Source organism: Aeromonas rivuli, assembly GCF_020149575.1.
GTDB classification, from domain to species: Bacteria; Pseudomonadota; Gammaproteobacteria; order Enterobacterales; family Aeromonadaceae; genus Aeromonas; species Aeromonas rivuli.
On record NZ_CP079742.1, the window covers coordinates 802,358 to 825,727 of the forward strand.

Annotated in this window: 23 protein-coding genes and 1 pseudogene; 11 read left to right on the forward strand and 13 right to left on the reverse strand. The window is 59.2% G+C overall.

Going from position 1 to position 23,370, the window contains the following annotated elements:
- Positions 1-177: 177 nt before the first annotated feature.
- From KYK33_RS03870 to putP, 4 genes are all read left to right on the forward strand, one after another.
- On the forward strand, positions 178-1,377 hold the full coding sequence (locus KYK33_RS03870) for an acetate kinase (protein WP_224432072.1): 1,200 nt from the start codon (positions 178-180) through the stop codon (positions 1,375-1,377).
- Positions 1,378-1,518: 141 nt separating this feature from the next.
- A complete protein-coding gene (locus KYK33_RS03875) occupies positions 1,519-2,793 on the forward strand; it encodes a mechanosensitive ion channel family protein (protein ID WP_224432073.1) in 1,275 nt (424 codons plus the stop codon).
- A gap of 116 nt (positions 2,794-2,909) precedes the next feature.
- Complete coding sequence (locus KYK33_RS03880) at positions 2,910-3,830, forward strand: L,D-transpeptidase family protein (RefSeq protein WP_224432074.1); 921 nt, start codon at positions 2,910-2,912, stop codon at positions 3,828-3,830.
- Positions 3,831-4,105: 275 nt separating this feature from the next.
- Entirely contained in the window at positions 4,106-5,614 is a 1,509-nt protein-coding gene (gene putP / locus KYK33_RS03885; RefSeq protein WP_224432075.1) for a sodium/proline symporter PutP, read from the forward strand.
- A 60-nt stretch (positions 5,615-5,674) separates the two neighbouring features.
- Here putP and KYK33_RS03890 read toward each other — a convergent pair whose 3' ends face one another.
- From KYK33_RS03890 to KYK33_RS03925, 8 genes and pseudogenes are all read right to left on the reverse strand, one after another.
- Complete coding sequence (locus KYK33_RS03890; protein ID WP_224432076.1) at positions 5,675-6,265, reverse strand: MliC family protein; 591 nt, start codon at positions 6,263-6,265, stop codon at positions 5,675-5,677.
- Positions 6,266-6,434: 169 nt separating this feature from the next.
- Entirely contained in the window at positions 6,435-7,040 is a 606-nt protein-coding gene (locus tag KYK33_RS03895) for an NAD(P)H-dependent oxidoreductase (protein WP_224432077.1), read from the reverse strand.
- 54 nt (positions 7,041-7,094) lie between these two features.
- Positions 7,095-7,526 carry a MerR family transcriptional regulator gene (locus KYK33_RS03900; protein ID WP_224432078.1) on the reverse strand — a complete coding sequence of 144 codons (432 nt, stop codon included), beginning with the start codon at positions 7,524-7,526 and terminating at the stop codon, positions 7,095-7,097.
- A gap of 249 nt (positions 7,527-7,775) precedes the next feature.
- On the reverse strand, positions 7,776-8,615 hold the full coding sequence (locus KYK33_RS03905) for a DUF5677 domain-containing protein (RefSeq protein ID WP_224432079.1): 840 nt from the start codon (positions 8,613-8,615) through the stop codon (positions 7,776-7,778).
- 115 nt (positions 8,616-8,730) lie between these two features.
- The gene (locus KYK33_RS03910; RefSeq protein WP_224432080.1) at positions 8,731-9,261 is read right to left on the reverse strand and encodes a hypothetical protein; all 531 of its coding nucleotides are present in this window, start codon (positions 9,259-9,261) and stop codon (positions 8,731-8,733) included.
- A 116-nt stretch (positions 9,262-9,377) separates the two neighbouring features.
- Positions 9,378-9,806: an MltR family transcriptional regulator gene (locus KYK33_RS03915; RefSeq protein WP_224432081.1), complete on the reverse strand. Its 429-nt coding sequence runs from the start codon at positions 9,804-9,806 to the stop codon at positions 9,378-9,380.
- Between the two features lie 697 nt (positions 9,807-10,503).
- A pseudogene (locus KYK33_RS03920) lies at positions 10,504-10,614 on the reverse strand (MliC family protein); the annotation flags it as partial.
- Between the two features lie 3 nt (positions 10,615-10,617).
- Entirely contained in the window at positions 10,618-10,980 is a 363-nt protein-coding gene (locus KYK33_RS03925; RefSeq protein WP_224432082.1) for a DUF2061 domain-containing protein, read from the reverse strand.
- Positions 10,981-11,154: 174 nt separating this feature from the next.
- Here KYK33_RS03925 and KYK33_RS03930 point away from each other — a divergent pair, with 174 nt between their 5' ends.
- Positions 11,155-11,361 carry a hypothetical protein gene (locus KYK33_RS03930; RefSeq protein ID WP_224432083.1) on the forward strand — a complete coding sequence of 69 codons (207 nt, stop codon included), beginning with the start codon at positions 11,155-11,157 and terminating at the stop codon, positions 11,359-11,361.
- Positions 11,362-11,434: 73 nt separating this feature from the next.
- Here the strand turns inward: KYK33_RS03930 and KYK33_RS03935 are convergent, their stop codons facing one another.
- The 3 genes from KYK33_RS03935 to KYK33_RS03945 are packed head-to-tail and all read right to left on the reverse strand — an operon-like array spanning position 11,435 to position 14,647.
- Entirely contained in the window at positions 11,435-12,304 is an 870-nt protein-coding gene (locus KYK33_RS03935) for a 23S rRNA (adenine(2030)-N(6))-methyltransferase RlmJ (RefSeq protein WP_224432084.1), read from the reverse strand.
- Positions 12,298-12,729, reverse strand: a complete 432-nt coding sequence (locus KYK33_RS03940; protein WP_042041177.1) for a DUF2390 domain-containing protein — start codon at positions 12,727-12,729, stop codon at positions 12,298-12,300. Before KYK33_RS03940 ends, KYK33_RS03935 begins: the two co-directional genes overlap by 7 nt.
- Positions 12,730-12,733: 4 nt before the next feature.
- Positions 12,734-14,647: an ABC transporter ATP-binding protein gene (locus KYK33_RS03945; protein ID WP_042041123.1), complete on the reverse strand. Its 1,914-nt coding sequence runs from the start codon at positions 14,645-14,647 to the stop codon at positions 12,734-12,736.
- A gap of 240 nt (positions 14,648-14,887) precedes the next feature.
- Between KYK33_RS03945 and KYK33_RS03950 the strand changes: the two genes are divergently transcribed.
- Complete coding sequence (locus KYK33_RS03950) at positions 14,888-15,298, forward strand: CBS domain-containing protein (RefSeq protein ID WP_224432085.1); 411 nt, start codon at positions 14,888-14,890, stop codon at positions 15,296-15,298.
- A 97-nt stretch (positions 15,299-15,395) separates the two neighbouring features.
- Here KYK33_RS03950 and KYK33_RS03955 read toward each other — a convergent pair whose 3' ends face one another.
- On the reverse strand, positions 15,396-15,851 hold the full coding sequence (locus KYK33_RS03955) for an NfeD family protein (RefSeq protein WP_042041121.1): 456 nt from the start codon (positions 15,849-15,851) through the stop codon (positions 15,396-15,398).
- Entirely contained in the window at positions 15,848-16,762 is a 915-nt protein-coding gene (locus KYK33_RS03960) for an SPFH domain-containing protein (RefSeq protein WP_042041119.1), read from the reverse strand. The genes KYK33_RS03955 and KYK33_RS03960 overlap by 4 nt, the downstream gene beginning before the upstream one ends.
- 194 nt (positions 16,763-16,956) lie before the next feature.
- Here KYK33_RS03960 and cysG point away from each other — a divergent pair, with 194 nt between their 5' ends.
- The 5 genes from cysG (at position 16,957) to cysC (ending at position 23,337) form a co-directional block, all read left to right on the forward strand.
- Positions 16,957-18,408 (forward strand): siroheme synthase CysG, encoded by a 1,452-nt coding sequence (gene cysG, locus KYK33_RS03965; protein ID WP_224432086.1) that lies wholly within the window; start codon positions 16,957-16,959, stop codon positions 18,406-18,408.
- A gap of 67 nt (positions 18,409-18,475) precedes the next feature.
- Positions 18,476-19,420, forward strand: a complete 945-nt coding sequence (gene cysD / locus KYK33_RS03970; protein ID WP_224432938.1) for a sulfate adenylyltransferase subunit CysD — start codon at positions 18,476-18,478, stop codon at positions 19,418-19,420.
- A gap of 11 nt (positions 19,421-19,431) precedes the next feature.
- Positions 19,432-20,853, forward strand: coding sequence for a sulfate adenylyltransferase subunit CysN (gene cysN / locus KYK33_RS03975; protein ID WP_042041116.1), 1,422 nt, complete (start codon positions 19,432-19,434; stop codon positions 20,851-20,853).
- Positions 20,854-20,857: 4 nt separating this feature from the next.
- Positions 20,858-22,582 (forward strand): SLC13 family permease, encoded by a 1,725-nt coding sequence (locus KYK33_RS03980; protein WP_224432087.1) that lies wholly within the window; start codon positions 20,858-20,860, stop codon positions 22,580-22,582.
- Positions 22,583-22,743: 161 nt separating this feature from the next.
- Complete coding sequence (gene cysC, locus KYK33_RS03985) at positions 22,744-23,337, forward strand: adenylyl-sulfate kinase (RefSeq protein ID WP_224432088.1); 594 nt, start codon at positions 22,744-22,746, stop codon at positions 23,335-23,337.
- Positions 23,338-23,370: the final 33 nt, after the last annotated feature.

Below are 23,370 nucleotides of genomic sequence, written 5' to 3' on the forward strand. Positions count from 1 at the left end.
TTCCGAAGAACGGTGGCTTGTCCCCCTTGAAGAGTCGATGAGTGCGCCAGGCACTCACTGCATTGAAAAATTGGGCGCACTTTCCTGCGGCCATAAGCCCCCGGCAGGGGAAATCCCATCCCTCGCGGATGACACGACACTGTCGGCGTAACGCCGGCTCACAGGAAGATGTAGACGATGAGCAAGTTGGTACTGATCCTTAACTGCGGTAGCTCTTCCCTGAAATTTGCCGTCATGGATGCCACAACAGGCGAGGACATGCTGTCCGGCCTGGCCGAATGCTTCAATCTGGATGATGCCCGTATCAAATGGAAACTCCACGGAGTCAAGGGTGAAGCCATGCTGGGGGCGGGTGCCGCTCACCAGGCGGCCCTCGACCACATAGTGGACCAGATCCTGCCCCAGGATCCCTCTCTGGCCGAGCAGTTGGTGGCCATCGGCCATCGCATCGTGCACGGTGGCGAGCAGTTCTCCCGCTCGGTGCGCATCGATGATGCCGTCATCGCCGGTATCGAAGCCGCCATTCCGTTCGCGCCCCTGCACAACCCGGCCCACCTGATCGGCATTCGCGCCGCATTGAAGGTGTTCCCGGCGCTGGCCGAGAAGAACGTGGCCGTGTTCGACACCGCCTTCCACCAGACGCTGCCGCAAGAGGCCTACCTCTACGCGCTGCCCCATCACCTCTATCGCGAGCACGGCATCCGCCGCTACGGCGCCCACGGCACCTCTCACCGCTTCATTGCCGAAGAGAGTGCCAAGGCACTGGGCAAGCCGCTGGCCGAGCTCAACATCATCAACTGCCACCTCGGCAATGGCGCCTCCGTCTGTGCGGTGCGCAACGGTGAGTCGGTTGATACCTCCATGGGGCTGACGCCGCTGGAAGGACTGGCGATGGGGACCCGCAGTGGTGACATCGATCCCGCGGTGGTCTTCTTCATGCACGATCAGCTCGGTTACAGCGTGGACGAGATCAACCACGTCTTGACGAGAGAGTCCGGTCTGCTGGGCCTGACCGAAGCGAGCAGCGACTGCCGCTATGTCACCAGCAACTATGCCACCGACGCCGGCGCCAAGCGGGCGCTGGATGTGTTCACCTACCGGGTGGCCAAGTATGTCGGCGCCTATGCCGCCGCCATGGACGGTCGTCTCGATGCCCTGGTGTTCACCGGTGGTATCGGCGAGAACGCCGCCATGGTGCGCGAGATGGTGCTGGACCGTCTGGCCCTGTTCGGCTTCAAGGTAGATAAAGAAGCGAACAATGCCGCCGTGCTCGGTGGCGAGGGTCCCATCACGGCCGAAGGCAGCCGTCTGGCGCTGGTGATGCCTACCAATGAAGAGCTGGTCATTGCCCGTGACGCCCTGGCGCTGGTTGGCTGAGACTCTCTCTTTTCGACAGCAACGCCGGCCATGAGCCGGCGTTGCTGTTTAATTTGTCAGCCGATTTGACATATGTCGCCAGATCCGTAGTCTGACCGATTCACAGCAACCCTCCCCGCAGCATAGAGAGGATATGAAGGCATGAGAGAGTCACTATTTGCCTGGTTAAACTCACAAGGCATCACGACCACCGGGCCCATGGCACTGGCGCTGACGGTTGGTTTTATTCTGCTGACCTCTCTGCTGTTGCACCTGGTGTTGCACCGTTATGTGCTGGTGGTCCTGACCAAGCAGCTCGGCCGCTGGCTGCAAGTCTGGCTGCCGCCCCAGTTGCAGCAGAAGATGTTCGATCGCTTCGCGTTTGCCTTGCAGGGCGCCGTGCTGCTGGCCCAGGCCGAGATCTGGCTGGCGGGTTATATCGAGAGCCTGCACCTGATGGAGACGATCGCCCAGATCTGGATCCTGTTATTCCTGTTGCTAGGCAGCTTCTCGGTGCTCGACTGCATTCTGTTTATCAGCCGCCGCGCCCCTGTCGGCAAGACGCTGCCCCTGCGCGGCATCTTCCAGGGGGTCAAGCTGGTAGGTAGCATCCTGGTCGGTATAGTGATGCTGGCCCTGCTGATGGGGAAATCGCCGGTCATCTTGTTCAGTGGCCTGGGCGCCATGACCGCCGTGCTGATGTTGGTGTTCAAGGACCCCATCCTCGGCTTGGTGGCCGGGATCCAGTTGTCGGCCAACAGCATGCTCAATGTCGGCGACTGGTTGCAGATGGACAAATACGGTGCCGATGGTGAGGTGATCGACATCGGGCTCACCACGGTCAAGGTCTCCAACTGGGACAAAACCATCACCACGATCCCGACCTATGCGCTCATCTCCGACTCCTTCAAGAACTGGCAAGGGATGACGGAAGCTGGCGGACGTCGCATCAAACGCTGCGTCAATATCGACATCACCAGCGTGCGTTTCCTCGAGCACGACGAGTTGCTCAAACTCAGTCATGCCAAGTTGCTTGCCCCCTATCTCAGCCACAAGGAGCAGGAGCTGTCCCGCTACAACCAGCAGCTGGCCGGCGAGCTGGCTACCCCGATCAATGGCCGTCATCTGACCAATCTGGGCACCTTCCGCGCCTATTTGCAGGCTTATCTCCAGGCTCACGCCTCCATCCGCAAGGACATGACGTTGATGGTGCGTCAGCTGGCACCCACTCCCGATGGGGTGCCGCTCGAGATCTACTGCTTCACCTCGACCACGGCATGGGCCGAATATGAGGGGATCCAGGCCGACATCTTCGATCATCTGTTTGCGGTGATAGGGGAGTTTTATCTGCGCCTGCACCAGACGCCGACCGGTCATGATCTGAGGTCATTGCAGGGATCGGGCGTGGGCAGAAGCAGACTCGGTCAGAGCGCCTGATTATCCTGCCATTTGCCAGTTGAATTTTTAGCCGGACCGGAGAAGAATAGCGGGCCGTTTTTAGGCGGTCGGTGCGGCCGGAGCCCGCCGGAGCCAGTCATCATTACAGGACAATTATGAACAGCCTTCGCTTTACCCTGACCAGCCTGCTGCTTGGCCTGGCCGTGACCAGCCTGCCGGCCTGGGCCCTCGAGTACCCGCTGCCGACGGCCAACAGCCGTCTGGTCGGTGAGAATGAGCAATATGTGGTGCCAGAAGGCAAGGGAACCCTGGAAGACATCGCCGCCAAGTATCAGCTTGGCCTGACCAACCTGATGGAAGCCAACCCCGGTGTGGATCCCTTCCTGCCACTGCCGGGTAGCACACTGACCATTCCCCATCAGCTGATCCTGCCCGATGCGCCCCGCGAGGGGATCGTCATCAACGTGGCCGAGATGCGTCTCTACTACTACCCCAAAGGCCAGAAGGTGGTGGAAGTGCTGCCGATCGGCATCGGCCAGCTCGGCACAGATACCCCGGAAAACTGGGTGACCAGCATACAGCGCAAGCGGGCCAATCCGACCTGGACTCCCACCGCCAAGGTGCACAAGGAGTATGCCGAGCGGGGTGAAACCCTGCCTGCGGTCTGGCCAGCTGGCCCGGACAATCCCATGGGACTCTACGCACTCTATATCGGCAACCTCTATGCCATTCATGGCACCAATGCCAACTTCGGCATAGGGCTGCGGGTCAGCCACGGCTGCGTGCGACTGCGCAATGACGACATCGAGTATCTGTTCAAGAAGATCCCGGTCGGCACGCGGGTCCAGTTCGTCAACCAGCCGGTCAAGGCCAGTGTCGAGCCCGATGGCACCCGCTATCTGGAAGTGCATCAGCCCCTGTCACGTACCGAGGAAGAGATGGCGTCCAAGGCACCGGCACCCTTGCCGATGACCCCGATGATTACCCGCTTCCTGGCCAATGCCGACAGCGATTCCCAGCGCGTCAAACAGGCGCTGGAACAGCGTAGCGGCATACCGCAGGCCATCAGCCTCTAAGGCGTTGCCAAGCAGGATCCCTGGCAGACAGTGCTGCCCGGGATCCCGATGACCCCAGCCCCTGCCAATGCAGGGGCTTTTTGTTGTGATGATCAGCACAATATCCGGATTTTAAACCGCTGATTAGGCAGTTAATTAGATGAAAAACGTTTTACAACTGTTTTTTATTTGTTAAAAACAGTTGAGAAGAGAGGATCGGCTGATTAAGCTAGGGCGTTTTTTAAAGGAGGGTTCGTCCATAGAACGCACCCCGGAGTCACACAAGGGAGTATTGCATGACAGCTAGCACACCTATGTTAATCACCTTTTTGGTGTACATATTGGGGATGGTGCTGATAGGTTTTATCGCCTATCGCGCCACCAAAAACTTCGATGACTACATCCTCGGTGGCCGTCGTATGGGGAGCTGGGTGACCGCGCTCTCCGCCGGCGCCTCCGACATGAGTGGCTGGCTCTTGATGGGGCTGCCGGGTGCCGTCTACCTTGGCGGCATCTCCGAGGGCTGGATCGCCATCGGCCTCATCATAGGGGCTTACTTCAACTGGCGTCTGGTGGCGGGCCGTTTGCGAGTCCACACCGAGAAGAACAACAACGCCCTGACCCTGCCTGACTACTTCACCTACCGCTTCGAAGACAAGAGCCGGGTGCTGCGCATCCTCTCCGCCGTGGTGATCCTGCTGTTCTTCACCATCTACTGTGCCTCCGGTGTGGTCGCCGGTGCCCGCCTGTTCGAGAGCACCTTCGGCATTGATTACGATACCGCGCTCTGGATTGGCGCCGCTGCCACCATCACCTACACCTTCTTCGGTGGCTTCCTTGCGGTGAGCTGGACCGATACCGTCCAGGCGACCCTGATGATCTTCGCCCTGATCCTGACCCCGGTGTTCGTGCTGATCGCGGTGGGCGGTGTCGATACCGCCATGGTGGAGATCGCGGCCAACAATGCCAGCCATCTCGACATGTTCAAGAACCTGGATGTGATCGCCATTATTTCCCTCATGGCCTGGGGCCTGGGTTACTTCGGTCAGCCCCACATTCTGGCCCGCTTCATGGCGGCCGGTTCCCATCAGACCATGGTCAATGCCCGTCGCATTAGCATGACCTGGATGGTGCTCTGCCTCGGCGGCGCGGTCGGTGTCGGCTTCTTCGGCCTCTCCTACTTCGCCAGCTTCCCCGAGCAGGCAGCCGGAGTGAGTGCCAACCCGGAGCGGGTCTTCATCGAGCTCTCCAAGATACTGTTCAACCCCTGGATTGCCGGTATCCTGCTCTCCGCCATACTGGCGGCGGTGATGAGTACCCTGAGCTGCCAGCTGCTGGTCTGCTCCAGCGCCATCACCGAAGATCTCTACAAGCCCTTCCTGCGCAAGAATGCCACTCAGGCTGAGCTGGTCTGGGTCGGTCGTTGCATGGTGCTGCTCATCGCCGTCATCGCCATCATGGTGGCCCGCAACCCGGAAAACCGGGTGCTGGGGCTGGTCAGCTACGCCTGGGCAGGCTTTGGTGCCGCCTTCGGCCCGCTGGTGCTCTTCTCCGTGCTCTGGGCGCGCATGACCCGCAACGGTGCCCTGGCGGGCATGCTGGTCGGTGCCATCACCGTCATCGTCTGGAAACAGTTCGGCTGGCTGGGTCTGTATGAAATCATCCCAGGCTTCGTCTTTGCCAGCATCGCCATCGTGCTGTTCAGTCTGCTGGACAAGGCGCCTTCCAAGGCCATGGTGGAGCGCTTCGATGAGGCCGAGCGGGAGTTTCAGGCCCCTATGCCTGACGCCATCCCGGTGAAATGACCTCAGTGACAGCCAACAAAAAGCCCCGCAACTGCGGGGCTTTTTCATGGCGGCGCGGGCCTATTGGCTTCTGACCCGGCACTGCAGGGTGGGTTGGTCATAGCGCTCCAGCCTGGCTTCGTCCCCCTTGGTCAGCAGCGTGAGATTCTGCCCCTCATAACGGGCGCCGCTGGCGCTGGGGGCTTCAAAGGCGAGCACCTGCGACTGCTGTGCCCCTTCGCTCAGGTTGATCACGGCGGCAGGCCGCTTGGCCTCGTTGTAGAAGTAGGTCGAGAGCCGGATCTCGCCGTCGCACTGGTAGTCAACCGGCGTCGGCACCATCAGTTGGCCCCCCTTTATCTGCAACTCTGTGATGCGCAGCTGGTAGCTCTCCTCCACGCATTGGCGCGAGTCGTTCTCTTTCCAGCACTCGTTGCGCCCCTTGATCCAGCCGCGCTGCATCGCCTTCTCGGTCTTCTGCTGCTCGGCCGACAGCTTGGCCAGCGCCTTGGGATAGAGGGCGGCGAGTTCGTTATCCAGCGCCGCCAGCCCGGCATCCTGGCAGACAAGCTGCTCGGTGGTGCCGTGGGCCTTGGCGCAGTCAAAGGAAGGGGTAGCGGCACTGACCAGCAGTGGCATCAAGGCGAGGGTGCCAAGCAACATCTTGTTCATCGAAAAGGCTCCAGCAAGAGGGGATTCCCACTTACTACAGCACAAGGGCGCCGGGCCGCCGAGGACTTTTTTACCCCAGGCTCCCTTGCCCGTCTCTCTGGGCCCCGCTTCCGACAACCCTAGTCACCAGGGCCCACAACAGGCAGGGTGCCGTGGCCTTCGTCTGCGCTTATGTGCGCCGCCGCGCCAGCCGCTGCGCATCCTGGCGGGCCGCGGCCGCCGCCCGGCCCAACCAGCGCTGTCGCTCCCGCTCGCCCGAGGTATGGACAGGCCCCAGATGCTGGCGATGAGTCAGCTTGATGCCGCACAGCCCCAGCACGGGCTTGTCGAGGGTGCGCTCGACCGGGGAACCCAGCCACCAGCGGTAGTACCAGAGCGGGCTGTCCATGGTGAGCAGCAGGCGCGCCGTCTTGCCCGCCAGCAGGCGATCCGGGTGCACCTTGCCCTTGACATATTGGAAGGCGAAGCCGGAGAGCAAAGTGCGATCCAGCAAGCCCTTGAGCCGGGCCGGCAGGTGGCCCCACCAGAGGGGGGCGACGATCACCAGATGCTGGGCCTGCTTCAGGCTCTGTTGCAATGCCAGCAGATCGGGTTCGAGGGGCTGCGCCTCGTCATAGCCATGGTGCAGATCCGGCTCGAAGGCGAGCTCCCCCACGTGATGCAGGGTGACCTCTGCGCCGCCCTCCTCGGCGCTGCGGGCATACTCCCGGGCCAAGGCATGGCAGAGGCTGTCGGGTTTGGGGTTGCCGTTGATGATAAGCAGTTTGGGTGTCATGGCGTGGCTCCTTGAAGTGAGCCCCCATTACACCCCTTGTCCCATGGGACAGAGTCAAGCCACCTTGTGCGCCCGTCCTGCAAGCCCTTGCTCAACCTGTAGGAGCTGCGCGCTCTGGCCGGGGGCGCCATAGCGGCAGGGGTGCTGCGCCAGCAGCGCGGCGCACTGGGTCAGGGAGTGATGCTGGTGCTGCAGCCTGGCCACCTCGGCCGCGATCTGGGCCAGCTTGCCCGCGATAAGCTGCTCCACCTTCTGCCAGGGAAACTCGGCGAGGCTGGTGAGCCCTGCCAGCAAGGGAACCAGCTCGCTCAGCTTGCAGCCGAGCTGCTGAGCCTGGCGAATAAAGCCGACCCACTCCAGGTCTTCGGCCCGGTAGACGCGATATTTGCCGCGCCGCCTGGGCTCGGGCAGCAACCCGAGCTGCTCGTAGAGACGGACTGCCTTGGGGGTAGTGCCCGCCAGCCGGGCAAATTCGCCGATATACATCTTGCTGCTCGCAAAGGTTGTTCGAGTAGGGGCTCACTATAGGTCAGTGGCTGGCGGGATTGAATCCCCTAGAGGGCGGTGGAGCCATTGGGCAGCGCTGCGGTGGCAGAATTTTGACAGGGGACACCCACCTTGCCAGGCAAGTCTTTTATCGAGACGGTGGGGGGGCCAGATTACTGTTAACGCCCGCATTTGCGGCTGGTTTGAAGCGCAGCGGAAAACCAGTCCGTCAACTTGCGCTTGTTAAATTTATACTTTAGTTTCACGCGCCTCATGCGCAAGTCCAGAATCCTCTGCAGCCTCTTTGAAGAGGGAATCTGCTTTAGTATAAGCTTCTGACAGTTCTACTCTATTCTCTTTAAGACAAAACAGTAGAACACCGATGGCTGCACTACCCATAAAATACAAAAATGACAAAGTATTTTTTCTATGCTGGTCAAGTGATTCTTGATCACTTGGTATGCTTCCTGGGCTAAAGGTCCCAAGGTGGAACAGCGTCCCATAAAGAGTCCCATGCAATGCTTCTGACGCATCACCGTATATCATCAAAACATGTAGTAATAAGTTCCTACCAGACTTCTCATCCAAAAAAACGGCTCTTTTTTCAATGTTCAATTTTGTCCATCTTGGAATTTCCCGCCCATTTTCACTAGTAAATCTTTCTACAGCGTCCCTATAATCTTGCGGAAGTTCATATTCTCCGCCGGAAAATTCAAGACTTACTTTTTTCTGACCTCCAATTTCTATCTTCCTAGAAAGGCCGCGAGCAGCCTTGTTTTTTGTGTAAGCAACGAATGATTCGTACTCGTCTTCAGGAGAATAAAGGAGGTAGCAAAAATTAATTACTCTTTCTAGTAGAGCTCTTGAAATTATATAGCATTGATTTAATCGATAATTTTTTGCCAAAATATCTAGCGATATGGAATCTTCAATTATTGAGGCAAAAATAGGATAGAGTTTGATTGCTCTCTCATTCTGACACTCTCTTACTGATATTTCATATGTAATAAGTAGCTCAATATGCTTATGAAAGCACTCCCTCCATAGAAGCATGCCTTCTTCTGTTTCCATATCTTTATAGTTAGGCAATGTACGATTCCCTTAGAATTTAACGCCTCAATAACCGGCGCAGCTTTGCTGCGTCCGGCGCCGAAAGCGCGAAGTTGATTGATTTGTTATATTATTGCTTGCCATACGAAAGATACTATCCGTAAGCGACAGATATTGTTACCTGCTCTGCAGACAGCATTTCATTTACCTCTTGTAGACTATTCAACGCTTGCTTTAACAAGAAACTATGAAAAACCTTAAAATTGTAAAGAAATAAGTATAGGCCACCTTTATTTTGACTCCATTGAAGAATAAACTCTTCTTGATCATAATCATCTTCAAGTTCAATTTTATGAACTATGACTCCCTCAGAACCATAAGGTAAAAAGTATCTAGGGTCATTATTGGGGAAGTGATTGCCAGAGCCATTGAAATCAAATAATACATTTGGTTGATGGTAGCTATTCGCAGCCGCATCATACCTTAATGGATTGGAAACCGTGCCATTCCATTCACAGTGAATCCTAGCCCCTCTAGTGGGCTGGGTATTGGAGTGCTCACCAAGAATCCCTAAGAAATTCATTCCTGCATCATAGTGCCCTGGATTATTTTTTGTTAAATAGTAACCGGTGCTAATTATATTGAGTGCGCGAGCTGGGCTGGTGATATGAATAATTTTTGGCATTAAAACACTTTTTTAATTTAAGGGAAATATTCCCAGTAAAACATGAATATAACGCCGTGCTCTGCGGGAGGAGCGAAGCGACGATCCGCAGCAGCACATTGTTATGGCTTGCTGTCTCATTTTTCTTTGCCTTTAGCCATGACCATTACTGGTACACCTTCGGGTGGTAACTCATCTTCGACTGAACGCCACCTAGCTTCATAAGCAGTTACCCAAGTTTTAGCTTCTCTTCGTTCTTTCTCTACCCAAGCAGGCCTGTAATAGAGACGCAAAACAATACACACGATTGCATTAGTAAATCTAAACCTTGGATTATTAGTTGGATAGTTAGATCCTTCGGGTAGATCTGATTTTAAACTTGAACAGAATCCTTTAATTTTCTCCGTCTGGAACGATAGTCCATGCTTTGCATGCGCAAATTCATTCCTTACTTTACGAATTAAACTTATTTCTTGATACTCGAATTCATCTATTAGGCCCAATGCAAAGCAAGTTTCGATTTTTGAAGAGAATGTACCTAATGGAGCATTACCCTCGGTAAGCAATTTTTTAGACGATTTACCCTCGATAAAAATGCCTGCAATGTTTCCAGTAGCTTTTCATCGATTAATGCAGCGCCAACTAAAGGGAGGCCTCTATCCGTTTCCTTTTTTAGTTCTTCGACAAACTTCGCTAAGTCTTCTGCATGATCTAATCTCATTCGAGCTTAATTCTCCTTATGGTCATAACAGTGATTAGATGGAGGGCGGTACTAACACATTAATACCGCCTTCTATCTAACTCCGCTTCACTTTGCTTCAGGGCTTTATAAATAATATTTTAAATCAATGAGTTACCTGCCTACCTCTGAAGCTGGCTGTATTCGCTCGACCTCTTCTTTTTGCACAACCATTACGACTGTATAGAAAATCAGTGTGACCTTGGCCATGGCAGACGCTGGCATGGCTACCGCACTGGATTTCAGCCTCCAGTCTGCTGCGCGTTACCTGCGGGTGGGTTGGCATGGTTCATGGGGAGACTCCGACGAAGCGTGTGTTGCCAATTGGCTATATTAACGACCCATCAGCGAAGGGAAAGGAGGAAATGGCGAATTGCCGGGCAAGATCAACAAATGAACGGCGGCCCAGAAGCCTGGCGCCCGGGCTGGGTAGGGGATAGGGGAAGGGGGCGAGCGGCCACCTGCTGGTGTTTCTTCTCCTGCCCCGCAGGGAATGGCTGCCCGGCACCTGGCCGGGCGGGGGCTCAGTTGCCCGGGATCTCGTTGCAGGTGAGGGCCAGCTGGCCATAGCGCTCCAGCGTCGCGTCGTTTCCCTTGGCCCAGAGGGTGAGGTTTTGCCCCTCGTACCGGGCCCCGACTCAGGCTAGTGCCAATGTCTGGCGGTTGCGCCACAGCCGTTCATGGAAGAAGAAGACGACGGTATTGATGGCAGGCTCGATCAACGCCATGACGCCACCGGTCAGCAGCTCGCCGCTCAGCAGGTAGGCGACGGCGAAGGCCACCGAGAAGTGCACCAGAGCGAAGCTGCTGGTCTTTGCCTGCAGGCTGTGATCGGGTTTGGCTCTGTGCCAGGCGCGATCGTGGAAGTAGAAGGCGACGGTATTGACGGCGGGCTCGATCAGGGCGATCAGGCTGGCGGTGAGCAGTTCGCCAGTCAGCAGGTAAGCCACGGTGAAGGCGACACCGAAGTGCAGGATGGCAAAGCTGATGGTTTTTTTCATGATGGTGTCTCCTCTGGCGATGAGTGCAGTATCACCCGGAATGACATCAAATGAAAACTATTCTCATCTATTGACTGCATAGGAAAAACCTATCGACCGAGGCCACCAGATTGGGGCGTTGACTGGATCTATGGCGACGATAGAGTGTGCCTTTGCCATGAAAAAGGAGCTTTCATGACCATCAATGCCAACATTTATGTGCTGTTCATCTTGCTGCTGATGATCATCGTCGGCGTCGTGGCCTGGCGACTTGCCCGCCGCAAGAGTCGGCATCCTGTGCTTATCACCTTCCTGTGCGTGCTGCTCTGCCTTGCACCACCCTTCGCCCTGCTGGCGCTGCTCATTTTGGCGCTCTGGCGAGATATGCCCGTCCGGGCCTGAGTCGTCACCCCGGCAACGGCAGAAATAGAAAAGCCCCTTTCGGGGCTTTGTCATGCTTGCAGTCGGTGAGGACTCAATCCTCGGCCTTGTTGAGCCACTCCACCTTGTACTGGGCGCCGGCGCCCTGGGCCAGCTTGGCGCACAAGGGTTTCAAGAAGGCTTCTATCTGCTCGGCCAGCATCCAGGGGGGGCTGACGATCAGCATGCCTGAGCCATTCATGCCCCAGTCGCTGGTTTGACCGGCCACTTCCAGCTCGGCGACCAGGACGTTACCGAAGTTTTCCCGTTTGATGGCCCTGAGCATGTCGCGGGACTTGTCCGCCTCCTGCCCGAGGATGGGATACCAGAGGGCATAGATGCCGGTGGCCCAGCGCTTCTGGGCCTTTTTCAGGGTCTCGACCACGGCGAAGTAGTCTTCTTTCAGCTCATAGGGGGGATCGATCAGCACCAGCCCCCGGCGCGGAGTCGGTGGCAGCAGGGCGACCAGTCCCTCGAAACCATCGCGATGATGGACGGCGACGCGAGGGTCATAGCCCATGTTGGCGCGAAGATCCTCCACCTCGTTGTTGTGCAGCTCCATCAGGGCCAGCTTGTCCTGCTCGCGGATAAGGCGGCGCGACAGCTCGGGAGAGCCCGGATAGTAGTGCAGCTCACCGCTGTTTCCTTCTTGAGCGGGGTTCATCTCTTCGATGACGCCAAGATAGGGGGCCATGGCCGCCCAGTCGCTTCGCTCTCCCCACAGCCGCCCTATGCCGTCGGCATACTCGGCCTTCTTCTGGGACCAGTCGCCGCGCAGATCGTACAGGCCACCACCGGCATGGGTATCGAGCACGATGAAGGGTTTGTCCTTCTTCTTGAGAGACTCGATGATCAGGGCCTGTACGGCATGTTTAAGGACGTCGGCATGATTGCCTGCGTGGAAGGCGTGGCGATAGCTCAGCATATTAGGTCTCTCAATGGCCCCTGTTCGGCGCCCAATAAAGTCAGGTAGTTCATCAAATTGTGGCCAGGCTCCCGGCGTGGGGGCGAGGCGCGCAGGCATTGCAGCAGCACACCCTGCTGCAACTGTTCCAGCTCCAGTTCATGGGCCAGCATGGCCTGATACTCATCCTCATCCAGCCGCGCCTTGGCGCTTTGGCGCAGGGCGCGCCAGGGGGCGAGCACGGCCTCGGTCTGCATCAGCGCCGGTTGCAGATCGGTGAGATCCACGCTGAGCTCGGCAAGATCCAGCCAGTGCAGCAGCAGGGCCAGGTTGACGTTGCCCCCCTGGTTCTGCACGGTGAGCCAGTCCTGGCTGCGCTGGCCATAGACCTTGCCGCTCCAGTGCCAGAAGCGCAGCGGACTGGGCAGGCCGCTGCCGTCGCTCATCAGATCATTGCTCAAGGAAGGCTGACTCCATGGTTTCCAGCTCTTCGCTGAGCGCCATCCAGGCCATCTCCACCTCTTCCAGCTCCTCCTTGATGGGGCCCTGGGATTTGAGCAGCTCGGAGAGCCGCGCCTTGGCACTCTCTTCGTAGATGGCAGGATCGGCGAGTTGCTCCTCCACGGCGGCCAGCTTGTTCTGCAGTTTCTCCATGCTCGCCTCGAGCTTTTCCAGCTTCTGGCGCAGGGGGCGGGTCGCTTGCCGGAACTCCGCCTCACGCCGTTTCTGATCCTTGCGACCCAGGGCCGAGTTGGCGGTCACCACCCCATCGCCGGGCTTGGCATTGGCCTCTTTTTCCTGTTCGCCGAGCCACTTGTGGTAGTCGTCCAGATCGCCGTCGAACGCTTCGACCCGGCCGCCGTGCACCAGATAGAAGTCATCGGTGGTGGTACGCAGCAGGTGACGGTCGTGGGAGACCACCACCATGGCGCCTTCGAAGCCTTGCAGCGCCATGGTCAGGGCGTGGCGCATCTCCAAGTCCAGGTGGTTGGTCGGTTCATCGAGCAGCAGCAGGTTCGGCTTTTGCCAGGTGACTAGGGCCAGCACCAGTCGGGCCTTCTCGCCACCGGAGAAGGGGGCCACCTTGTCCAGGGCCTTGTCGCCATGGAAGCCGAAGCTGCCCAGATAGTTGCGCAGCTCCTGCTCTGTCTTGTCCGGGGCGAGGCGAACCAGGTGATCGAGGGGGGTGTCGTCCAGACGCAGGGTCTCGAGCTGATGCTGGGCGAAGTAGCCGATGCTGACCCCGGCGCTCACTTCGAGCTTGCCGGACAGTGGCGGATTGGAGCCCGACAGCATCTTGATGAAGGTCGATTTACCGGCGCCGTTGCGCCCCAGCAGGCCGATGCGCGAGCCGGGTACCAGGTTGAGTTTGATTTTCTCGAGGATCACCTTGTCGCCATAACCGGCGCTGAGGTTCTCCATGACGATGAGCGGAGTCGGCAGGGCGGACGGCTCGCGAAATTCGAAGCTGAATTCGGAATCGGCGTGGGCAGGCAGGATCTTCTCCATCCGTTCCATGGCCTTGAGGCGACTCTGGGCCTGGCGGGCCTTGGAGGCCTTGTAGCGGAATCTGTCCACATACTCCTGCATGTGGGACATCTCCCGCTGCTGCTTCTCATACATGGACTGCTGCTGGGCCAGCTGCTCGGCGCGCTGCAACTCGAAGTCGGAGTAGCCGCCGGTGTATTCGTTCAGGCGACCATTCTCGATGTGGATGATGCGATTGATGACCGAATCGAGAAAATCCCGGTCGTGGGAAATGAGCACCAGCGTGCCCTGATAGCCCTTGAGCCACTTCTCCAGCCAGATGACGGCATCCAAGTCCAGGTGGTTGGTCGGTTCATCGAGCAAGAGCAGATCCGAGCGGCACAGCAGGGCCTGGGCGAGGTTCAGGCGCATGCGCCAGCCACCGGAGAAGCTGCGCACCGGCGAGCCGAGCTGTTCATCGCTAAAGCCCAGGCCGTGCAGCAACTCGGCGGCGCGGGCGCGGATGCTGTAGGCGCCTATGGTGTCGAGCCTGCCGTGCAGCTCGGCCACCAGCAGACCGTCGTCATCCTGCTCGGCCTTGGCGAGCTGGGCTTCGAGGGCGCGAAACTCTTTGTCGCCGTCGATCACATAGTCGAGGGCCGAGCAGTCCAGCGCCGGGGTCTCCTGGGCGACACCGGCTATCTGCCAGCCGACCGGCAGCGAGAAGCTGCCGCTGTCTATGGTGAGTTCACCGCGGATCAGGGCGAAGAAGGTGGATTTGCCACAGCCGTTCTTGCCCACCAGGCCCACTTTGTGGCCCGGATGTATGGTGGCGGAGGCGTTGTCCAGCAGCTTGCGGCCGCCGCGGATCAGTTCGATTTGACTGGCAACTATCATGGGTGGGATCTGCTTGCTCGAGAATGAAGAATAAAACCGGTGCAGATATTACCATGACAGGGATCTGCGCGTGCGGGAACCGGGATAAAACTGACGGGATGTTACGTGAAATGAGGGGGATTTGCACTTGAGCCGACTGGTGCGCAGCCGATAAAGATGTCATAAAAGGGGAGCCTGGGCAGCCTTGCCCCTGGCCCCGCTGTCGGGACAGGTATCCCGGCCCAGGATAAGGAGTCTGCCATGCAGGTTGAAACCATAATGACGACCCGGGTCGTGACCGTTGAGATGGACGACCGCCTGAGCGTCATCAAGGAGATCTTCGAGCAGGCCCATTTTCGCCATTTGTTGGTCATCGAAGAGGGACAGATGATCGGCATCATCTCCGATCGGGATCTGCTTCAGGCACTGAGCCCCTATCTGGACTCTGCCGCGGAGCAGAGCCGCGATACCGAGACCCTCAATCGCCGCGCCCACCAGATCATGACCCGGGATCCGGTCACTGTCTCCTCCCACCAGACCCTGGCCTATGCGGCCCGGCTGATGCTGGACAAGAAGGTCTCCTGCCTGCCGGTGCTGGATCAGGGGCAACTGGTCGGGGTGCTGAGCTGGAAGGATCTGCTCAAGGCCGCGCTCGAGGGTGGCAGCCTCTAGCGCTGTCGCCACTGGCCAACTGGGCACTGGCTCAACAGTCAGCATGACAAAGGGCTCCGTGGAGCCCTTTTTATTGTCTTGTCATTTATCCCGGCGATCAGGGCAGGGGCTCGACCAGCAAGATGTGGGAGTCTGTGCCCACCACCTTGACCCGGCTACCCGCGGCCAGGTTGCTGGCGCAGCGCACCGTCCAGACGGTGTCATCCAGATGCACCCGGCTCATCCCCTGGCTGACATCATCGAGCAGCGTCAGCTCCCGCCCCATGTAGCTCTGCATCCGTTCGTTGATGGGGGCGGCCGCATCGCGGCTCGAGCGGTCGCGCTTGTGCTGCCAGCGCCACCAGGCCCAGGTGGTGATCAGGGATTGCAGGGCGAACAGCAGCAGTTGCCATTGCCAGCCGAAGGGCCAGAGCAGCAACAAGATCCCCACCTCAAGCGCGGCTATGCCTGTCCAGAGCAGGAAGCCGACCGAACCCAGCACCTCGATGGCGAGCAGCGCGAAGCCAAGCCCCAGCCAGTGCCAATGGGTCAGGCCTGCCAGCAGTTCGATCATTTTTTCTCGCCCTTGTTGAACAGCTCTGCCATGCCGGCTATCGAGCCTATCAGGCTGCCCGCTTCCAGCGGCATCATGATGATCTTGCTGTTGGGGCCTTCACCGATCCGGGCCAGGGCCTCGGTATATTTCTGGGCGACGAAGTAGTTGACCGCCTGCATGTCCCCCTCGGCGATAGCCCGGGAGACCATCTGGGTTGCCTTGGCTTCCGCCTCGGCGGCCCGTTCCCGCGCCTCGGCGGCGAGGAAGGCGGCCTGGCGTTCCCCCTCGGCCTTGAGGATCTGGGACTGCTTCTCCCCTTCCGCTTTCAGGATCTTGGACTGACGCACCCCTTCGGCTTCAAGCACCTCGGCCCGTTTCTGGCGTTCTGCCTTCATCTGGGCATTCATGGCTTCGACCAGAGCCATGGGGGGACGCACATCCTTGATCTCTATCCGGGTCACCTTGATGCCCCAGGGGGCGGTGGCGGCATCCATGGTGCGCAGCAGCTTCTCGTTGATGGTGTCGCGCTGGGAGAGCATCTCGTCCAGCTCCATGGCACCGAGCACGGTCCGCATATTGGTCATGGTGAGATTGCGGATGGCGCTGGTGAGATCGTTGACCTCATAGGCCGCTTTACGGGCATCGACGACCTGCACGAAGCTGATGGCGTCTATGGTGACGTTGGCGTTATCCCGGGAGATCACCTCCTGGGCGGCGATGTCGAGCACCTGTTCCATCATGATGATCTTGTGGCCGACGCGGTCCACATAGGGGATCAGCAGATTGAGGCCGGGGGAGAGGGTGCGGGTGTAACGGCCGAAGCGTTCCACGGTCCAGTTGAAGCCTTGGGGCACTATCTTGATGCCAGCCCCCAGGGTCGCTATCACCAAGAAGACAAAAATCCCTAGGACTATCAGTGACTCATTCATTATCAGCTCCTTATGAAACACAGTGCGCTAGCCTATGCCTTCGCCTGAAACACCACAAGCTTAGGTTTATTCTGACTCGCCCAGCTGTCGTTTTAATTACCAAAACGTCTTAAAAAGCATTTTTTATTATTTTGAGGGATAAGTAAGCCTGCCTATAGTCCCCTGAGTTAAGCAGTATTGAGGGATGCGTCGAGATGGATTACTTACCTATGTTTGCCAAGTTGGAAGGCCGCCCGGTACTGCTGGTGGGTGGGGGCGAGGTGGCCCTGCGCAAGGCGCGCCTGCTGCTGGCTGCGGGTGCCAGAGTGACGCTGGTTTCCCCTCTTCTCGCCACTGAATTTGATGAACTGGCGGGCCGTTTCAACCATCTGCCAGTGCGGTTTGAGCCCGCCCATCTTGCGGGGCAACTGCTGGTGGTGGCCGCCACCGACGATAACGAGGTCAACGGCCTCGTCTATGAGAGCGCCACCGAGCTGGGTCTGTTCGTCAATGTGGTCGATGACCCCGCCCGCTCCAGCTTCATCTTCCCCTCCATCATAGACAGGTCTCCCATCATGGTGGCCGTCTCCAGCGGCGGCAAGGCCCCGGTGCTGGTGCGTCTGTTGCGCGAGCGGCTCGAGAGCCTGCTGCCCCGCCATCTGGGTGGCTTGGCCGAGCTCTCTGGCCGGGTGCGTGAGCGCGCCAAGCAGCTGCTTGGGTCACTCTCGGATCGCCGCCGCTTCTGGGAGCGGGCCTTCGCCTCCAATGCCCTGGCGGGGCTTATCGAGAAGCAGGATTGGCAAAGTGCCGAGGCTTGGCTCAATGAGGGGCTGGACAAGGCGCAGCGGGAGCTGGGCGAGGTGGTGCTGGTCGGTGCCGGCCCCGGCGATCCTGGCTTGCTGACCCTCAAGGGCTTGCAGCAGATCCAGCAGGCGGAAGTGGTGCTCTATGACCAGCTGGTCTCCCCCGAGATCCTGGATCTGGTGCGCCGTGATGCCACCCTGATCTCGGTGGGCAAGAAGGCGGGGGATCACAGCGTGCCCCAGGACGAGACCAATCGCCTGCTGGTGCAATACGCCAAGGCGGGCAACCGGGTGGTGCGGCTCAAGGGTGGCGATCCCTTCATGTTTGGTCGCGGCGGCGAGGAGCTGGAGGTGCTGGCAGACGAGGGGATCCCCTTCTCCGTGGTGCCCGGCATCACGGCGGCGGCAGGCGCCACCGCCTATGCGGGCATACCGCTCACTCACCGTGACCATGCCCAGAGCGCCGTCTTCATCACCGGTCACTGCCAGAAAGCGGGCCAGGAACCCGACTGGCAGCAGCTCGCGGCCACCAACCAGACCCTGGTGATTTACATGGGGCTGATGCGCTCCGAACACATTCAGCAGCAGCTGATTGACCATGGCCGCAAGGCTCAGACGCCGATCGCTATCATAGAGCGCGGCACCCAGGCCCGGCAGAAGGTGTTGACCGGCACCCTGGGGGAGTTGGCCAGCTTGGCTCAGCGGGCGGCAAGCCCCTCCCTCATCGTCATCGGCGAGGTGGTGTCACTGCGCGACCGACTCGCCTGGTTTGGCGAGAAAAGTGGCGAGAAAAGTGGTGAGAAAAGCGCAGAGACAAACGCTGAGCCAAGTGGCAACGACCTGAAACTGGTCAGCCTGGCCTGACCCTGACAGACCCGATTTGATTTGCCGGTGAGGCGCGAGCCTTATCGAACTGAACCCGAACCGCGCTCTGACCAAGCGCGTTAGCCAGACCAGAGGACCCGACATGGACCGTGAAAGATTGACTCATTTGCAGCAACTGGAAGCCGAGAGCATCCATATCATCCGCGAGGTGGCTGCCGAATTTGAAAACCCGGTGATGATGTACTCCATCGGCAAGGACTCCTCCGTCATGCTGCACCTGGCCCGCAAGGCCTTCTATCCGGGCAAGATCCCCTTCCCCCTGCTGCACGTGGACACCAACTGGAAGTTCAAGGAGATGATCAAGTTCCGGGACGAGACCGCCAAGAAGTACGGGCTGGATCTCATCGTCCACAAGAACCCGGATGGCCTGGCCATGGACATCAACCCCTTCGTGCACGGCAGCGGCAAGCACACCGACATCATGAAGACCGAGGGGCTCAAGCAGGCGCTCAACAAGTACGGTTTCGATGCCGCCTTCGGCGGTGCCCGTCGGGACGAGGAGAAGTCCCGGGCCAAGGAGCGGGTCTACTCCTTCCGTGACAAGTCCCACCGCTGGGATCCGAAAAACCAGCGCCCGGAGCTGTGGCGCGTCTACAACAGCCAGGTCAACAAGGGGGAGAGCATCCGGGTCTTCCCGCTCTCCAACTGGACCGAGCTGGACATCTGGCAATACATCTATCTCGAGAACATCGACATAGTGCCGCTCTACTTTGCCGCCATGCGCCCCGTGGTGGAGCGCAGTGGCATCAAGATCATGGTGGATGACGAGCGCATGCCCATAGGCCCGGATGACGAGGTGAAGCAGGAGCTGGTGCGCTTCCGCACCCTGGGTTGCTACCCGCTGACCGGTGCCATCGAGTCCGATGCCACCACCTTGCCGGAGATCATCGAGGAGATGCTGCTCACCACCTCGAGCGAGCGGCAGGGACGATTGATTGACCACGATCAGGCCGGCTCCATGGAGCAGAAGAAGCGTCAGGGATATTTCTAAGGAATCGCATCATGAACAACCATATTCAGACCGCCATCAGCGAACAGGGCATTGAAGCCTACTTGCACGCCCAGCAACACAAGAGCCTGCTGCGCTTTCTCACCTGCGGCAGCGTGGACGACGGCAAGAGCACCTTGATCGGTCGCCTGCTGCATGACTCCCAGCAGATCTATGAAGATCAGCTCAAAGCCCTGGAGTCCGACAGCCAGAAGCTCGGCACCACAGGCGAGAAACTCGATCTGGCGCTGCTGGTGGATGGTTTGCAGGCCGAGCGCGAGCAGGGCATCACCATAGACGTCGCCTATCGCTATTTCTCGACCGCCAAGCGCAAGTTCATCATCTCGGATACCCCGGGCCACGAGCAGTACACCCGCAACATGGCGACCGGCGCCTCCACCTGTGATCTGGCCATCATCCTGATCGACGCCCGCAAGGGGGTGCTGGATCAGACCCGTCGCCACAGCTTTATCGCCAGCCTGCTCGGCATCAAGCAGTTCGTGGTCGCGGTCAACAAGATGGATCTGGTGGAGTTCAGCCAGGAGGTGTTCGATCGCATCAGTAGCGATTACCGTGAGTTCGCCAAGAAGCTCGCTGTGGATTCTATTCAGCTAGTGCCGGTCTCCGCCCTGGACGGCGACAACGTGGTCAATGCGAGCGACAAGCTGGCCTGGTATCAGGGCGAGACCCTGCTCTCCTTGCTGGAGAGCGCCGAGGTGGAGCGCGAGCTGGAACGCCACCCGGTGCGCCTGCCGGTGCAGTATGTCAGCCGTCCCAATCTCGATTTTCGCGGCTTCGCGGGCACCCTGGCCTCCGGTATCCTGCGAGTCGGCGACACCTTGGCGGTGTTGCCATCCGGCAAGCAGAGCACTGTGAAGCGCATCGTCACCTTCGACGGCGATCTGGAATATGCCCTGCCGGGTCAGGCCATCACAGTCACTTTTGCCGATGAAATAGACATCAGCCGCGGCGACCTGCTGGTGGATGCCGCGAGGCAGCCCCGGGTGACCCAGAACGTACTGGCCCACATCGTCTGGATGGGGGAGGAGTCCCTGCAGCCGGGCCGGGTCTACGATATCAAGCTGGCCACCAAGAAGACTCGGGGTCAGGTCGAGGTTGTGCGCCACCGCATCGAGATCAACAAGCTCGACGAGCTGGCGGCTTCCGAGCTCAAGCTCAACGAGATCGGCCTGTGCGAGCTGAGCCTGACCGACCCGGTTGCCTTTGATCCCTACACGGATATCCGCGACACCGGCAGTTTCATCCTCATTGACCGGTTGACCAACGTCACCGTCGGGGCTGGCATGATAGTGGAAGGGCTGGCCGCAAAAGCGGTGGCCGGGCAGTACAGCGAGTTTGAAGTTGAATTCAATGCCCTGGTACGCAAGCACTTCCCGCACTGGCAGGCGCTGACCATCGCCAACGGCAAGGAGTAAGTCCATGACCTGGCAACAATCCCTGGTGCTGGGTCTGCTGGCTGCCCTCATTGTCCTGTTGATCCAGGGTAAACTCCGCCCGGCGCTGCTCTTCTCGGGCGCCGTGCTCATCACCTATCTGAGCGGGCTGGCGGACATCAACGCCGTGGTGGCGGGTTACACCAACAGTGCCTTGCTGACCCTGGTGTTGCTGCTGCTGGTGTCGCTCGCGGTGGAGAAGACCCGGGTCATGAGCTGGTTCGCCAATCTGGTGGGCACGGGGTCGTTCAACAAGGTGCTGGTGAAGCTGTGGTTCTCCACGGCTTTCCTGTCGGCCTTCGTCAACAACACGGCGGTGGTGGCCTCCATGCTGGGGGCGGTCAAACGCAATCCCAACCATGCACCCTCCCGCTTGCTGCTGCCGATGTGCTTCGCGGCGACCTTCGGTGGCGTACTGACCCTGATCGGCACCTCCACCAACCTCATCGTCAACAGCTTCCTCATCAAGATGGGGGCCGAGCCCCTTGGCATGTTCGACTTCTTTATGGTGGGAGCGGGGACCCTGCTGACCGGCCTTATCGCCGTGCTGCTGTTTGCCCGCTATCTGCCGGAGCAGGATACCGAGATGAGCCGGGAATCTGGCTATTTTCTCGAGGCCAAGGTGGGCGCAGGCTCGCCCCTGGCCGGGCGCAGCGTCAAGGAGAATGGGCTGCGCAGCCTCAAGAGCCTCTATCTGGCCGAAATCATTCGCGGCAATCAGGTGATCTGCCCGGTGCAGCCGGAGCACGAGCTGCACGAAGGGGACATGTTGCTGTTTTGCGGCGACGTGGAGAGCGTCGGCGTGTTGCAAGAGCTCAAGGGGCTGGAACTCTATGGCCAGCACCGGCTCAACGGCCAGCATCTGGTGGAGGTGATCGTCAGTCACAGCTCGCGGCTGGTGGGGCAATCCATCAAGGATGCCGAGTTTCGCACCCACTTCGATGCAGTGGTGCTGGCGGTACGCCGGGGCGAGACTCAGCTCACCGGCGGTCTGGGCCAGATTGAATTGCATGCCGGCGATACCCTGCTGCTGGCCCCCGGCCCCAAGTTTGCCAGCAACAAGTCCCTCTCCCGGGAGTTTGTGGTGGTGAGCGGACTGGAAGCCTCCACCCGGCTCGATGGCAAGCGCAGCGCCGCCGTGGTGCTGGGCTTTCTCGGGGTGCTGGCGCTGTCGGTGCTGGATCTAGTGCCCCTGTTCAAGGGACTGTTGCTGATGCTGGTGGCGCTGCTGTTCACCCGTATCCTGACCCTGGACGAGATCCGCCGCCGCTTTCCGCTGGATATCTGGCTGGTGGTGGGGGGCGCGCTCGCCATCGCCGATCAGCTGGAGAGCAGTGGTCTGGCCAAGTTGATTGCCGACGCCTTGATGGGGGAGTTCAATGGTGCCAGCCCCATCATCGCCTTTATCGGCATCTACTTCTTCACTCTGGTGCTGACCGAGTTGATGAGCAACAACGCCGCCGCTGCCCTGGCCTTCCCCATGGGCTATCAGCTGGCGCTCAGCATGGATGTTTCCACCATGCCGTTCATCCTGGCGGTGCTGTTTGGTGCCAGCTCCAGCTTTATATTGCCCTATGGCTATCAGACCAATCTGATGGTCTATGCGGCGGGCAACTACAAGATGCCGGACTACCTCAAGCTGGCCCTGCCGGTCTCCCTGGCCTACAGCATCGGGGTGATTATCATGGTGCCCCTGCTGTTTCCGTTTTGATGGGGGCGGGTGATACCGGCAGGATCATGGGAAGCGATGCAAGGCATTGAGATGCGCAGCAGTGGGCAGCGGCAAGCCGCCCATTGATGGGCAGCGGCTTGGTTGTGGGAAGTCAGAAGAGTTTCAGCGTGGCAGCGTCAATGCCAAACAAGGAGTTTTAGATGAGCAATATCGTGTGGCACGACCATGCCGTCAGCAAGCAGAGCCGCTCTGAATTGAAGGGGCAGAAGCCGCAAGTGATCTGGTTTACCGGCCTGTCCGGGGCGGGCAAGTCCACCCTGGCGGGGGCCCTGGAACAGGCGCTGGCGGCCGAGGGCAAGCACACCTATCTGCTGGATGGCGACAATGTGCGCCACGGCCTGTGTGGGGATCTCGGTTTCGACGACGCCGCCCGTCAGGAGAACATCCGCCGGGTCGGCGAGGTGGCGAAACTCATGGTGGATGCGGGCCTCATCGTGCTCACCGCCTTTATCTCACCGTTCCGGGCCGAGCGGGCGCTGGTGCGCAATCTGCTCGGCGCCGATGAGTTTGTCGAGGTATTTGTCGATGCGCCGCTTAGTGTGTGTGAAGAGCGCGACCCCAAGGGGCTCTACAAGAAGGCTAGGGCGGGCGAGATCACGAATTTCACCGGCATCGACTCCGCCTACGAGGCCCCGGAGCAACCCGAGATCCACCTGCTCAACGCCGGTAAACCGGTGGCTGCGCTGGTGGATGAGCTGTTGACCGCCCTGCGGCAGAGGGGATTGATTGACTGAGGTTGATTGTCAGCACCGAATATGGATAAACAA